This window comes from Novosphingobium olei (assembly GCF_037076535.1).
GTDB lineage: Bacteria > Pseudomonadota > Alphaproteobacteria > Sphingomonadales > Sphingomonadaceae > Novosphingobium > Novosphingobium olei.
Genome location: NZ_AP029021.1, coordinates 2,360,145 through 2,373,288, shown reverse-complemented (window position 1 = coordinate 2,373,288; position 13,144 = coordinate 2,360,145). Strand labels below are relative to the sequence as shown.

The 13,144-nt window shown below is 66.8% G+C and carries 11 protein-coding genes; 6 read left to right on the top strand and 5 right to left on the bottom strand.

Annotated elements, in window-relative coordinates; all coding sequences use genetic code 11:
• Nucleotides 1–170 precede the first annotated feature (170 nt).
• The gene (locus AACH40_RS11165) at nt 171–1,673 is read right to left on the bottom strand and encodes a M48 family metalloprotease (RefSeq protein ID WP_338642473.1); all 1,503 of its coding nucleotides are present in this window, start codon (nt 1,671–1,673) and stop codon (nt 171–173) included.
• Nucleotides 1,674–1,885: 212 nt separating this feature from the next.
• On the opposite strand from AACH40_RS11165, the gene AACH40_RS11160 reads away from it, so the two are divergent.
• Entirely contained in the window at nt 1,886–2,836 is a 951-nt protein-coding gene (locus tag AACH40_RS11160; RefSeq protein WP_338642472.1) for an HWE histidine kinase domain-containing protein, read from the top strand.
• A gap of 85 nt (nt 2,837–2,921) precedes the next feature.
• Here AACH40_RS11160 and typA read toward each other — a convergent pair whose 3' ends face one another.
• The gene (typA, locus tag AACH40_RS11155) at nt 2,922–4,742 is read right to left on the bottom strand and encodes a translational GTPase TypA (RefSeq protein ID WP_169493292.1); all 1,821 of its coding nucleotides are present in this window, start codon (nt 4,740–4,742) and stop codon (nt 2,922–2,924) included.
• Between the two features lie 318 nt (nt 4,743–5,060).
• Between typA and AACH40_RS11150 the strand changes: the two genes are divergently transcribed.
• Nucleotides 5,061–7,724: a TonB-dependent receptor gene (locus AACH40_RS11150; protein ID WP_338642471.1), complete on the top strand. Its 2,664-nt coding sequence runs from the start codon at nt 5,061–5,063 to the stop codon at nt 7,722–7,724.
• A gap of 50 nt (nt 7,725–7,774) precedes the next feature.
• On the opposite strand, the gene AACH40_RS11145 is transcribed toward AACH40_RS11150, so the two are convergent.
• Nucleotides 7,775–8,278, bottom strand: coding sequence for a nucleoside deaminase (locus tag AACH40_RS11145; protein ID WP_338642470.1), 504 nt, complete (start codon nt 8,276–8,278; stop codon nt 7,775–7,777).
• Nucleotides 8,279–8,394: 116 nt separating this feature from the next.
• Here AACH40_RS11145 and AACH40_RS11140 point away from each other — a divergent pair, with 116 nt between their 5' ends.
• From AACH40_RS11140 to AACH40_RS11130, 3 genes are all read left to right on the top strand, one after another.
• Nucleotides 8,395–9,384 (top strand): hypothetical protein, encoded by a 990-nt coding sequence (locus AACH40_RS11140; RefSeq protein WP_338642469.1) that lies wholly within the window; start codon nt 8,395–8,397, stop codon nt 9,382–9,384.
• Between the two features lie 87 nt (nt 9,385–9,471).
• Entirely contained in the window at nt 9,472–9,888 is a 417-nt protein-coding gene (locus AACH40_RS11135; protein ID WP_338642468.1) for a DUF805 domain-containing protein, read from the top strand.
• A 34-nt stretch (nt 9,889–9,922) separates the two neighbouring features.
• Nucleotides 9,923–10,339, top strand: coding sequence for a DUF805 domain-containing protein (locus AACH40_RS11130; RefSeq protein WP_169493184.1), 417 nt, complete (start codon nt 9,923–9,925; stop codon nt 10,337–10,339).
• Between the two features lie 53 nt (nt 10,340–10,392).
• On the opposite strand, the gene AACH40_RS11125 is transcribed toward AACH40_RS11130, so the two are convergent.
• The gene (locus tag AACH40_RS11125; RefSeq protein WP_338642467.1) at nt 10,393–12,291 is read right to left on the bottom strand and encodes a DUF885 domain-containing protein; all 1,899 of its coding nucleotides are present in this window, start codon (nt 12,289–12,291) and stop codon (nt 10,393–10,395) included.
• Between the two features lie 53 nt (nt 12,292–12,344).
• The gene (locus AACH40_RS11120; protein WP_338642466.1) at nt 12,345–12,776 is read right to left on the bottom strand and encodes a DUF3597 domain-containing protein; all 432 of its coding nucleotides are present in this window, start codon (nt 12,774–12,776) and stop codon (nt 12,345–12,347) included.
• 97 nt (nt 12,777–12,873) lie between these two features.
• On the opposite strand from AACH40_RS11120, the gene AACH40_RS11115 reads away from it, so the two are divergent.
• Nucleotides 12,874–13,074, top strand: a complete 201-nt coding sequence (locus AACH40_RS11115) for a hypothetical protein (protein ID WP_338642465.1) — start codon at nt 12,874–12,876, stop codon at nt 13,072–13,074.
• Nucleotides 13,075–13,144: the final 70 nt, after the last annotated feature.

Below are 13,144 nucleotides of genomic sequence, written 5' to 3'. Positions count from 1 at the left end.
GGCGGTGGGGTTGTGGTGGCGTTGTGGCGCTGCCCCTCCGCCGCGCGCTTTGCGGGTTGGTGTGGTGATGGTGGGGGTGCTTTGGCGCGCTACCCCTCCACCACCCGCTGCGCGGGCGGTCCCCCTCCCCCGTTGGGGGAGGTATTGGACGCCTCGATACCTTTCTCCGCTCAGTAGGTGACGAGTTTGACCTTGGTGCCGGTGGGGAGGCGGGTGGTTTCGGTGAGGCCGTTGAGGACGAGGAAGCGTTGCAGCGGCGCGTCGGTGTAGGCCATGCGGGCGGCGAGGGTGCGGATGGTGTCGCCGGCCTTGACGGTGACGATGCGCAGGCGGCGGGGGCGGATCTGGCTCGCTTCGGTGGTGGAGATGCGGCGCAGCGAGCGGTACATCGGATCGAAGGCGCCGCCGCGTCCGGCAGGCGCAATGGTGACGAAGTGGTAGGCCTGGCCTTGCGCGAAGGCGTAGGCGAAGACGGTGACGTCGACCGGGCCGTCGCTGGTGGTGACGCGGGCCTGGCCATAGGCGGCGGGGATGCCGTTGACGGTGGTGCGCTCGATCTGGGTGGGGGCGAGCTGGGCTTGCGAACTGAGCTTGCCGAAGACGGCGCGCACGTACGTATCGAGATCGCCCGAGAAGGGGGCCGAGGTGAACTGGCCTTGCCCGTTCTGGCCGCCGATGGACACGGCCTGCGTGCCGTTGGCGAGGAACGATCCGGCGGGCGCGGTGAAGGTCAGCTTCATTTCGGGGTGGGTGAAGGTGCGGCCTTCGACCATGCCCTGGCGCGGATCGTCTCCGTACATCAGGCCGTCGATGCGGGTGAGGTAGGCATCGCGGTTGGTGATGCCGCGCGCCTGGCCTGCCAGCGCGAGGGCAGTGCGGACGCGGGCGGCGGGCTCGGGGTGGGTGGAGGCCCAGGTGGGGGTGCTGTCGCTGGTGCCCTGGAGCTGCGCATCGAGCGCGTTCTGCGCGGCGAGGCGCTGGAGGATGGCGCCGAGCGCAGTGGGATCGTAGCCGGCGCGCTTGAGGTAAGTGACGGCGAGCTGGTCGGCCTCGCTTTCCTGCGCGCGGGAGAACTTGAGCGTGAGCAGCTGCGAGCCGCTGGAGAACAGCTGCTGGCCGAGCTGGCCAAGGCCCGTGTTGCCCAGCACCACGCCGCTGAGGATCGAGCCGATCGCGCCGATGATCGAGTTGCGCTGCGCCGCGCTCTGCCGCTTGGCCGAATGGCGCGCGGCGACGTGGCCGACTTCGTGGCCGAGCACGGCGGCGAGCTCCGCCTCGTTGTTGGCGAGCGCGGCGAGCTGGCGGGTGAGGTAGATGTAGCCGCCGGGGTTGGCGAAGGCGTTCTCTACGGGTGAGTTGAGCATGGTGACGGTGAAGTCGGTCTTCGCGCTGCCGAGGCCGGACTGGACGGCGATGTTCTTGCCGATGGATTCGATATAGGGGACCTGCGGGCCGGAATAGGGGCCGCCGTATTCGGCCAGCAGCTGGCGGTGGGCCTTGGCGCCTTCCTGCCGGTCTGCCGCGGTGATGGGCAGAGCTGTGGGCTTCTGGGTCTGGGTGGTGGCGCGCGGCTGGTATTGCGGCTGGGCCTGTGCGGCGGCGGGCGCGGTGGGCGTCGCGGCGAGGAGCAGGCCGGAAAGCGCGGCGGTGGCGAGCCGGGTGGTGATGGTCATGGCAGGTGGTCCCCTGTTGGTTTGCCCGAATACGCTTCCTTGTCCTATCCGGTTCCAGAACGCATTATGAATGCGCGCACGGACGTGTGTTCCTGCGGGAACCGATCGGGCAGAGACGCGTTGAAGAGACGCCGGTACCCTGCGTTCTGGGCACAGCTTGAGCGCCAAGCCATTGCCAGCTGTCAGCAAGTGGCGAAAAATCTGGGGGGTTCGTGCAGGCTTCAATCCAGTTGCGCGACATTTTCGAGGCGCTGGGCGATGGCGTGTTCGTCGCCGATGCGCAGGGGCGCTATCTCGAGGTCAACCCGGCGGGCTGCCGCATGATGGGCTACACGCTGGAGGAATTCCGCACGCTGACGCTGGTCGACGTCGTCGATCCCGGCGAACTGGCGCGGCTCGATGCGGTCGTGGCCGAAATGGCGGACATGGAGATCCATCGCAGCGAATGGCTTTTCCTGCGCAAGGACGGATCGACCTTCGTGGGCGAGCTGGTCGGCGGGCAATTGCCGGACGGACGGCTGCAGAGCATCGTGCGGGACGTGACCGAGCGGCGTGAGCGCGAGGAGTTCGAACGCACGCTGCGACGCGAGGCGGCGCATCGCACCAAGAACGTGCTGGCGGTCGTGCAGGCGATCCTGAAGCAGAGCCAGCGATCGAGGCCGGACGACTTCGTGGGGGGCTTCGAGGAACGGATGCGGGGCCTTGCCCTGTCGCACGACCTGTTCGTGCAAGGGGAATGGGCGCAGGTCGACCTGGCCGATCTGGTGACGGCGCAGATGCAGCCGTTCGGCGGCACAGCGGGCACGCAGATCGCGATCCAGGGGCCGTCCGTGTCGATGGGACCGGCGGCGGCGCAGGCGCTGGGCCTGGCGCTGCACGAGCTGGGGACGAACGCGGTGAAATACGGCGCGCTGTCGGTCGATACGGGGCGGGTGGACATCGCCTGGCGCATCGAGGACGGTGCAAAGGGCCCGGAGTTGCGCATGACCTGGCGCGAGATCGGCGGCCCCGGAGTGACGGCGCCGGAACGGACCGGGTTCGGTTCCGCGCTGATCGGCAAGCTGACGCAGCGATCGTTGCGCGGCGAGACGTGCATGTCGTTCGCGCCGACGGGCGTGGAATGGTCGCTGACGTGCGAGCTGGCCCACCTGGTTGACGCGTAGCAGCGGCGTTGACGGCGCGCGCTGAACGGGCGCGGGGCAGGGGATAAGAAAAAGGGCGGCCCGTTGGGACCGCCCTTTCGCTGTTTCAGGCCGCTTCCTTCTTCCGCGAGGCCTTCTTGCGCTCGTTCGGATCGAGGATCGCCTTGCGCAGGCGGATCGACTTGGGCGTGACTTCGACCATTTCATCATCGTCGATGTAGGCGATGGCCTGTTCGAGCGTCATGATCTTGGGCGGGGTCAGGCGGATGGCATCGTCCTTGCCGCTCGAACGGAAGTTCGTCAGCTGCTTGGACTTCATCGGGTTGACTTCGAGGTCTTCGGGCTTGGCGTTTTCGCCGATGATCATGCCTTCGTACAGCGGGGTGCCGACGCCGACGAAGAGGATGCCGCGCTCTTCAAGGGGGCCGAGGGCGTAGGCGACGGCTTCGCCGGTGCCGTTCGAGATCAGCACGCCGTTCTTGCGGCCTTCGATCTTGCCCTTGTGGGGGCCGTACTTTTCAAACAGGCGGTTCATGATGCCGGTGCCGCGCGTGTCCGACAGGAATTCGCCGTGGTAGCCGATGAGGCCGCGCGAGGGAGCCGAGAAGGTGATGCGGGTCTTGCCGCCGCCCGAGGGGCGCATGTCGGTCAGTTCCGCCTTGCGGATGGCCATCTTGTCGACGACGGTGCCCGAGTGTTCGTCGTCCACGTCGATCATGACGGTTTCGTACGGTTCGAGCAGGTTGCCGTCCTCGTCCTTCTGGAACAGCACGCGCGGGCGGCTGATGCCGAGTTCGAAGCCTTCGCGGCGCATCGTTTCGATCAGCACGCCGAGCTGGAGTTCGCCACGGCCGGCGACTTCGAAGCTGTCCTTGTCGGCGCTTTCGGTGATGCGGATGGCGACGTTGGACTCGGCTTCGCGCTCCAGACGATCACGGATCATGCGGCTGGTGACCTTGCTGCCTTCGCGGCCGGCCATGGGCGAATCGTTCACCGCAAAGCGCATCGACAGGGTCGGCGGGTCGATCGGCTGGGCCTTGATCGGCACGGTGACTTCCGGCGCGGCGATGGTGTTCGACACGGTGGCGATGGTCATCCCGGCGATCGAGATGATGTCGCCTGCGCGGGCTTCATCGACCGGCACGCGGTCGAGGCCGCGGAAGGTCATGATCTTCGACGCACGGCCGGTTTCGATGATCTTGCCATCCATGTCGAGCGCGCGGATCGGATCGTTGACGCGGATCACGCCCGACTGGACGCGGCCGGTGAGCACGCGGCCGAGGAAGTTGTCGCGATCGAGCAGCGTGGCGAGGAAGCTGAACGGTGCGTCGGCATCGAGGCTGGGCGGGGGCACGTGATCGACGATCAGCTGGAACATCGGTTCGAGCGTGCCTTCGCGGCGATCGGGATCGGTGCTGGCGTAGCCGTTGCGGCCCGAAGCGTAGAGCACCGGGAATTCGAGCTGTTCGTCGTTGGCATCGAGCGTGACGAAGAGGTCGAACACTTCGTCGAGCACTTCCTGGATGCGTTCGTCGGGACGGTCGACCTTGTTGACCACCACGATCGGACGCAGGCCGAGCGCGAGCGCCTTGCCGGTGACGAACTTGGTCTGCGGCATCGCGCCTTCGGAGCTGTCGACCAGCAGGATCACGCCGTCGACCATGCTGAGGATGCGCTCCACCTCGCCACCGAAGTCAGCGTGGCCGGGGGTGTCGACGATGTTGATGCGGATGCCGTTCCATTCGATCGACGTGGGCTTCGCAAGGATGGTGATCCCGCGTTCCTTTTCGAGGTCGTTCGAATCCATCGCGCGCTCTTCAACGCGCTGGTTGTCGCGGAACGTGCCGGACTGACGGAAGAGCTGGTCGACCAGCGTGGTCTTGCCATGGTCGACGTGGGCGATGATCGCGATATTGCGCAGGGGCAACGACATGGTGTGCTTTCGGTTGAGAATCGGGTCGGTGCCCCAAGCGCAAGGCAAAGCCTGGAATGCGGGGCGATACGGGCGCGCGCCTACACGTAATTGTGCGCTGCGGCAAGGCTGGAGCGGCAGGCCGGTGTCCCGATCTGTGCCTTTGTGGCAACTAGGGCCGGACCGCCGCGATCGCTCCGTCGCAGTGCGGATTGTTTCGCCCCATGGCTGCGGCTAGGGCGAAGGTTCGTGGCGGTTGGCGCGTTCAGGCCGGAAAGGCCGAACGCCGGTGCCTCCCCACGTGCATACAAAGAACAGGGGAAGCATACCATAATGACCGCCGTTTCGATTGCGCCGCGCGCGCTGCTGCTTGCTGGCGCTGCCTTCGCGTTGCCGGGCATCGCCTTTGCGCAAGATGCCACGACCGCCGCGCCAGGAACCGATCAGGTTGAGGAAATGGCGCAGCCGGCGACCGAAGAAGCCCAGCCCGCCCGGGATGCGGCGGCGGGCGACAGCGACCAGATCATCGTGACCGCCACCAAGCGCGAGCAGACGCTGCAGAACGTGCCGATCGCGGTCAGCGTGACCAGCGGCAAGACCATCGAGCAGGCGCAGATCCGCGACATCAAGGACCTTTCGAGCCTGGTGCCGTCGCTGCAGGTGCGCCAGCTGCAATCGAGCGCGAACACCAACTTCTTCATCCGCGGCTTCGGCAACGGCGCCAACAACCCCGGCATCGAACCTTCGGTCGGCGTGTTCATCGACGGCGTGTACCGTTCGCGTTCGTCCGCGCAGATCGGCGATTTCCCCGACGTGTCGCGCATCGAAGTGCTGCGCGGGCCGCAATCGACGCTGTTCGGCAAGAACGCCAGCGCGGGCGTGGTCTCGATCGTGACGGCCAGACCGAGTTTCACCTTCGGCGGCAGCGGCGAGCTGAGCTATGGCAACTATAATGCCGTGGTGGCCAAGGGCGTGGTGACTGGCCCGATCAGCGACAAGGTCGCGGTGAGCCTGGCGGGCGGGTACAACCGCCGCGACGGCTATGTGAAGGATCTGGGCACCGAAACCGACATCAACGACCGCAACCGCTGGTTCGTGCGCGGGCAGATCTATGCCGAGCCTACCACGGGCCTGCGCGTGCGCGTGATCGGCGATTATTCGCGGATCAACGAGCTGTGCTGCGCGACGGTGAACCTGCGCCGTTCGAGCGCGACGGGCGCGATCGCGCTGCTGGGCGGGCAGGTGAACGATCCCAGCGCGATCTATGACGACAAGGTCTATTCCAGCTACAAGCCCACCAACGACATCCGCAATTATGGCGTGTCGGGCCAGGTCGACTATGACTTCGGCCCGCTGACGTTCACGTCGATCACCTCGTACCGCAAGGGCAAGAACAAGTCGGACACCGATGCCGACTTCACCAGCGCGGACCTGATCGGCACGTTTGCCAACGACACGAAGATCGACACCTTCACGCAGGAACTGCGCGTTGCCACCAACATCGAAGGGCCGCTGAACTTCCTGGCGGGCGCGTACTACTTCAACGAGAAGATCGACCAGGCCAACGCGTTGAAGTGGGGTGCGGACGCGCGCGGCTATGCCGACGTGCTGGTGCGCGGGATCAGCAGCAACGCGATCACGCTCAATGGGCTGGAGACGCTGTTCAGCGGGCTTTCGGGCCGGAACTACATCGGCCGGTTCTTCGCCGACGGGCAGGGGCTGGACGAACGCTATCGCCTGAAGAACGATGCGATTTCGCTGTTCGGGCAGGCCGATTTCAAGATCGGTGACCGCGTGACGCTGACCGGCGGGGTGAACTACACCCGCGACAAGAAGCGCTTTTCGACCGACGTGCAGACCAGCGACGTGTTCGCGCAGCTGAACATCGCCTCGCTGCGCACCGCCGCGGCGAACTTTGGCATCGCGCAGTACATCGGCCAGACCTTCTTCGGCGTGCCGCTGGCTTCGGCAGCGCAGGTGCAGGGCTTTGCTGCCGCCAACCCGGCGGCCTTCGCGCAGATCAACACCGCCGCGCAGCGCACCACCGCGCCGCTGCTGGGGCTGACCAAGCTGCAGTACCTGCCCGCGTTCCTGAACGTGCCCAACGCGGTGGAGCCGGGCAAGACGCGCGACAGCAAGGTGAGCTGGACGGCGCGCGTCGCCTTCGACGTGACCGACGAGATCAACCTCTACGCAAGCTATGCAACCGGCTTCAAGGCCAGCTCGATCAACCTGTCGCGCGACAGCCGGCCGAGCGGGGCGGACCAGAACGCGATCGAAAGCGCCGGCATCCAGGTGGTGAATCAGACCTATGGTTCGCGCTTTGCGGGGCCGGAATATTCGAAGGTCTATGAAATCGGGCTGAAGGCGGACTGGAAGGTCGCCACCGCGAACATCGCGCTGTTCCAGCAATCGATCGAAGGCTTCCAGTCGAACGTGTTCACCGGCAGCGGCTTCGTGCTGGCCAATGCGGGCAAGGAAACGGTCAAGGGCATCGAGTTCGAAGGCACGGTGAAGCCGGCGCAGGGGTGGCTGTTCTCGGTATCGTTCACCTACCTCGATGCGCGCTACGACAGCTTCAAGCTTTCGGCGGTGGGCGATCTTTCGGGCACGGACCCGGCGGGCATCCCGTCGCTGTCGACCACGTTCGCGGCGCAGAAGGACTTCGCGCTGCCGGGCGGCGACCACCTGATCGTGCTGGGCGACTATCACTACGAAAGCCCGTCGCAGATCGTGGAAGGCATGCCCGCGTTCCTCGACCTGGGCGTTGCCGCCGCGATCAACGCCGCGCGCCCCTATCGCCGCGAAGTGAGCGAGGCCAACGCCTCGATCACCTATGCCATGGCGATGGGTCTGGAACTGACGCTGTGGGGCCGCAACATCACCAACAACCGCTACCTGCTGAACGCCTTCGACAGCCCGGCGCAGCCCTACTCGATCAGCGGCTACACCAACCAGCCGCGCACCTGGGGCGGCACGGTGCGGTACCGGTTCTGATCGATCGCTTCCCACGTCACCCCGGCCTTGCGCGGGGGTGACGTTGGGGGTCAGATATTTCCCTGTTCCTCTTCCGGCACGTCGTCGTTCGGGCCGTAGTAGAGCGTGGCGCATTCGGCGGCGAGGCAGCCGCCGGTGATCTCGATATCGTCGCGATAGGCATCGGCGATGAAATCGAGCGTGTTGATGTGGCGGTCCTCGAAATACATGCGGTGCACGTCGCCGCGCCCGGCGCCGTAGACGACGCGGCCGACCTTGGACCAGATCGAGGCCATCGTGCACATGCCGCACGGCTGCAGCGTGGAATAGAGCGTCGCGCCGCGCAGTTCCATGTCGCCGATCCCTTCGCAGGCGCGGCGAATCGCCATCATCTCGGCGTGGGCGGTGGCATCGGGCAGTTCCTGCGTCTGGTTGCGTTCGGCCCCCAGCACCGCGCCATCGCGCACGATCACGCAGCCGAGCGGCGAAGTCGACGGGTCGGAGCCCTTCGACCGGGCGATATCGATCGCCATGCGCATCCACTTTTCGTCTTCGGCGGTGATCTTCGATGGCATCTGCGGGCCTCCTGTTGCGCATCGCATAACGCGCGAAAGGCGGTTCGGGTGCGGCTGTCCGCTGGGGCAGGGGGAACCGTCTTGGCAATGACGGGGGCTTTGCTAGGTCATGGCCGATGCACTTAACGATCCGCACCTGGGCAACTTCGATGGCGGCGATGGCCGCGGCGCTGCTGACGACGGCAAGTCCGGCGCTGGCCGGGGCGCCGCCCGCGCCTGTGCCAGCCACTACCGACTGGAGCCTGACCGCCGCGCCTGAGCGGTGCGTGCTGTTGCGCGATTTCGGTGCCGGCAAGACATTCGTGCGCCTGCGCCTGACGTCGTACGGCGCGGGCGAGTGGTTCGAAGTGGACGCTTTTGGCAACATGCATGGCGTGAGCGTCGCCTCCTTCCGCTTTCTGCCCGATGGCAAGCCGACGCCGCGGATCGCTGCGGCTTGGGGGAGCACGCCGTACAACCGCCGGTCGTTGGGAGGATGGATGATCGGCGGGTCGGACCTGCTGGGCCGGGTGGCGGACATGAACGAGGTCTTGCCCCCCGTCACCGCGGCACAGGCCGAGGCGCAGCACGCCCTGGCCATCGACATCGGGACAAAGCGGTTCGTGCTCGACACAGGGCCAATGGCGGCTCCGATCGAGCAGTTGCGCGCGTGCAGGGCGGACATGGTGCGCGGCTGGGGGCTCGATCCCGAGGGGCAATCGCGGCTGAAATCGCGGCCGCAACCGGTGAACGATCGGACGCGGTGGTTCACCACGGCGGATTTCCCGTCGTTCGGCGCCAGCGGCATCCAGAGCGGGCAGGTGTTCTTCCGCCTGATGGTCGACGAACAGGGACAGGCGACATCGTGCCACGTGCAGAACGAAGCCGCCGAAGAGCGCCTCGGCCAGCTCACCTGCAAGCTCGCGCTGCGGCGCGCGCAGTTGCGGCCGGCGATCGGCGCGGACGGGGCAGCGGTGGCGAGCACCTACGCCGGCGTCGTGACTTGGGGCGGCGTGGTGCTGCGCGTTTCAGGCGGGGAGGCGGCGCCGGTCGGCGGCGAATCCGCGACGGTGGTGACGGCACCGGCATGGGACCGGCCGCCGCTCGAACCGATCAAGCGCCCCTGAACCGCGAACCGCTTGCGCAAAGCGGCGTTTGATGGCTCAATCGGGCGGCTGGCCTTGCGCGGGATGCGGGCCAAGGGGGGCAGACTTATGGAATGGATGCTGATGCCGTACCGTCGCTATGCCGATTTTTCGGGGCGTTCGCGGCGCAAGGAATACTGGATGTTCGTGCTGCTCACATTCATCGTGGCCTTTGTCTGCGGCGGTCTGATGATCGCAGGCGGACTGCAGAACGAAGTGGACGGCAGCGGCCAGCCGGGCGGGCTGTTCTGGCTTGGCGTCGGGCTGCTGGCGGTGTGGGGCATCGGCAGCTTCATCCCATCGATCGCGGTGCAGGTGCGGCGCTTCCACGACCAGAACCGGTCAGGCTGGATGGTGCTGCTGGGCTTCGTGCCCTATGTCGGCGGGATCATCGTGCTGGTGTTCATGTGCCTTGAAGGCACGCGCGGGGCGAACCGTTTTGGTCCGGACCCGAAAGACCCCGGCGGCGTTTCGATCTTTTCGTGAAGCCCGTGGCCCTGCCCAGCAAGGACGATCTGACATGAACTGGATGCTGCTGCCCTATCGCCGCTATGCCGAGTTTTCCGGCCGGTCGCGGCGGCGCGAGTACTGGATGTTCGCGCTGTTCTACTTCCTGGTGCTGGTGGCGCTGAACGCGGCGTTCGGCACCAACGAGGTGCAACGCGGGGCGGGCACGTTCGTCTATGGTTCGCGGCTGGTGGGCGCGGGCAACTGGGTGGGCGGGCTGTTCTGGCTGGCCTCGCTGATCCCCAGCCTTGCCGTGTCGGTGCGGCGGTTGCACGACCAGGACCGCACGGGCTGGCTGCTGCTGCTGATGTTCATCCCGTTCCTGGGATGGTTCGCGCTGTTGGTGCTGATGTGCCTTGAAGGCACGCGCGGGCCCAACCGCTTCGGTCCGGACCCGAAAAACCCGGTGCCTTCGGACGTCTTCGCCTGAAGGACGGGCGAGGGTGGGCGCACGCGCCCACCCTGCCTTGAACCGCGCGGCCTTCAGGCCCTGGTCGTGCGGATGTATTCGGTGATGTTGTCGGCCAGCACATCGAGCGGCACATTGCCGCCGCCGACCACCGCATCATCGAAGCTGCGCAAATCGTAGGCCTTGCCCAGTTCGGTCTGTGCCCGCGTGCGCTGGCGCAGGATTTCGGTGTGGCCGATCTTGTAGCCGCAGGCCTGGCCCGGCCAGCTGCAGTAGCGATCGACTTCGGGGGCCACTTCGGCCACGCTGGAGCCGTTCGTTTCGGCGAACCATTTCACCGCCTGTTCGCGGGTCCAGCGCTTGGCGTGCAGGCCGGTATCGACGACGAGGCGACAGGCGCGGAACGCGATGGATTGCAGGTAGCCCAACTGGCCGACCGGATCGCCATCATAGGCGCCGAGTTCATCGCCCAGCGTTTCCGAATAGAGCGCCCAGCCTTCGGAATAGGCGTTGAAGGCGAGCATCGACCGGATCAGCGGCAGGGTCTGCGCATATTCGCCCTGCCACACGTGGCCGGGAATCGCTTCGTGGTGGACGAGCGTGGGCAGGCTGAACTTGTTGTGCAGCTTCGTCGTGCCGAGGTTGATCCACATGCGCCCCGGAATCTTGCCGTCGATCGAGCCGGGACCGCCATAGGCGCCGGGTGCGCCGGGCTCCTCCTCGGGCGGCAGGCGGCGCACTTCGACGTTGCCGCGCGTCAGCTTGCCGAAAGCGCGCGGCATCTGCGCGCGGATGTAATCGAGGCGCTTCTGGATGAAGGCCATGATCTGGGCGCGGCCTTCGTCGTTGTCGGGGAAGGCGAAGCGCGGATCATCGCCCAGCGCGGTCATGCGCTGGCCGACCGACCCTTGCGTATAGCCTAGCGAGCGCAGGATCGGGTCCATGCGGGCGTGGAGCGCCTTCAGTTCATCGAGGCCGATCTGGTGGATCTGTTCGGGCGAAAGCGTGGTGGTGGTGCTGGCCTTGAGCGCCCAGGCATAGAAGGCATCACCGCCGGGACGCGCCCACATGCCGGCGTCGGACTTGGCAAGGGCGCGCTGGCGGGTGAGTTCGGCGACCTGGCGGCCGAGCGCCGCGACCACGGGGCCGGTGGCGAGCGTGCGGGCGCGGGCCTCCCAATCGCCGGGGATGCCCTTGGCCTTGGTGCGGCGGGCGATGGATTCGACCAGGCCGCCGCCGCTCTGCGCCCCGGCGAGCGAGGCCTTGAGCTGGACCAACGCCTTGTCGATGAGGAAATCGGGCGCGATCACACCCTGCGCGGCGGTGGTTTTCAGGCGCTCCGTTTCGCCGTCGAGCACGCCGGGGTAGGCGGCGAGACGAGTGAGGTAGGCTTCGGCATCGGCGGCGGTGTCGATCGGATGGTCGCTATCGAGGAAGCGCGGAATGTCGAGATAGGCGCCGACGTTCTGGATCACGACGTAGGGCGTGTTGCGATAACCGCCCACCGCGACATCGCCATAGGGGAGCGCGAAGCCTTCGAGCGCGGTCTTGTAGGCGCTGCGGATCACCGCGAAGCTGGTGCGGGTGGAATGATCGAGCGCGGATGCGTCAAACGCTTCGACGCGGGCGAGGTCGGCGCGGACTTGCGCGGCGATGGCGCGCTGGCCGGCGGCGGAGCGATCGGTGAGGCGGCTGCGCAAGTCGGCATGCGCGCTGGTATCGACGCCAAGGCTGGTCGCGCCTTCGGGCGAGAGCGCGAGCATGTTCCAGGCGACCGCATCGAGCAACGCCTTGGCGCCTTCGGCCGTGGCGGGCAGTGGCGGGGCACCGATGATGCCGGAGGCGGCAGGCGCGCAGGCATTGAGAGCGAGGGCGGAGCTGCCGGCGGCGAGGGACGCCAGCGCTTGGCGGCGGGAGAGGGTGTGGCCTGATGAGGGCAGCGGGGCGAGCGCGTTCGTTTCGGGTGCAACCATGGCGCGCACCCTGTCCGGGCGCGCGCCACCTGTCAAATGGGCTGTCGGCTGGCTCAGTCGGTCATGCTGGCGGGAACCTTGCCGCCGTTTTCGGCAAGCTTGCGCATCGTCGCCTTGTGCAGCCAGATATTCATTTCGGCAGAGCCATCGAGCGCGCCGGTATAGCCGAGTTCGCGGGCGAGTTCCTTGCGGTTGTCGAGGCTCGAATCGATCCCGACGAGCTTCATCAGATCGACGATCGAGCTTTGCCAGTTGAGGTTCTTGCCCTGCGCCAGCTGAGCGAGCTGGGCTTCGACATCGACATCCTGGAGCACCGGGGCGGCGGTGGCGGGCGGCACGGCCGGGGCGGGGGCAGCCTGCGGCGCGGCGCCGGCGGCCGAGGGGACGGGCGCGGCTTGCGCCGGGGCATCGTGATGCTGGCCGGTCTGGGTGGGGCGGGTGCCCTTGAACGAGATGGCGTCCATGATCTTGGAGAAAATGCTCACGGCGATAAGGCTCCTGTGGTTTTGCAGGAGCAACCGGCAGGGAGCGGGAGCGGTTCCGGCCTTGCGCCGCAGCCTTTAGCCGGACTAACGCGAAACGATGCTCGACACTGCTCTATCGCTGCTGATGCTCGCCTCGATCGCCCTGCTGGTGGGCGCTGCGTTCCTGTGGCGGCGCGGCGAGCGGCAGCGGCCGGTGCTGATGCTGGTGCTGGCCGCGATCATGCTGGGCAACCTGGTGATCTGGACCCTGCCGACACAGCAGGGCGGTACGCTGGTGCAGGCAGCGGCCGGAAAATAGTCGTCACCGTCATGCCAGCGAAGGCTGGCATCGCTTCCGGTTGGCGGAGCGGTTCCGCAAGGACGCCAGC

Coding starts and splice junctions, on each gene's coding strand:
- AACH40_RS11135 (WP_338642468.1), top strand. CDS start 9,472: ATGGAATGGATGCTGATGCCGTACCGTCGCTATGCCGATTTTTCGGGG.
- AACH40_RS11140 (WP_338642469.1), top strand. CDS start 8,395: ATGCACTTAACGATCCGCACCTGGGCAACTTCGATGGCGGCGATGGCC.
- AACH40_RS11125 (WP_338642467.1), bottom strand. CDS start 12,291: ATGGTTGCACCCGAAACGAACGCGCTCGCCCCGCTGCCCTCATCAGGC.
- AACH40_RS11165 (WP_338642473.1), bottom strand. CDS start 1,673: ATGACCATCACCACCCGGCTCGCCACCGCCGCGCTTTCCGGCCTGCTC.
- AACH40_RS11145 (WP_338642470.1), bottom strand. CDS start 8,278: ATGCCATCGAAGATCACCGCCGAAGACGAAAAGTGGATGCGCATGGCG.
- AACH40_RS11130 (WP_169493184.1), top strand. CDS start 9,923: ATGAACTGGATGCTGCTGCCCTATCGCCGCTATGCCGAGTTTTCCGGC.
- AACH40_RS11115 (WP_338642465.1), top strand. CDS start 12,874: ATGCTCGACACTGCTCTATCGCTGCTGATGCTCGCCTCGATCGCCCTG.
- AACH40_RS11150 (WP_338642471.1), top strand. CDS start 5,061: ATGACCGCCGTTTCGATTGCGCCGCGCGCGCTGCTGCTTGCTGGCGCT.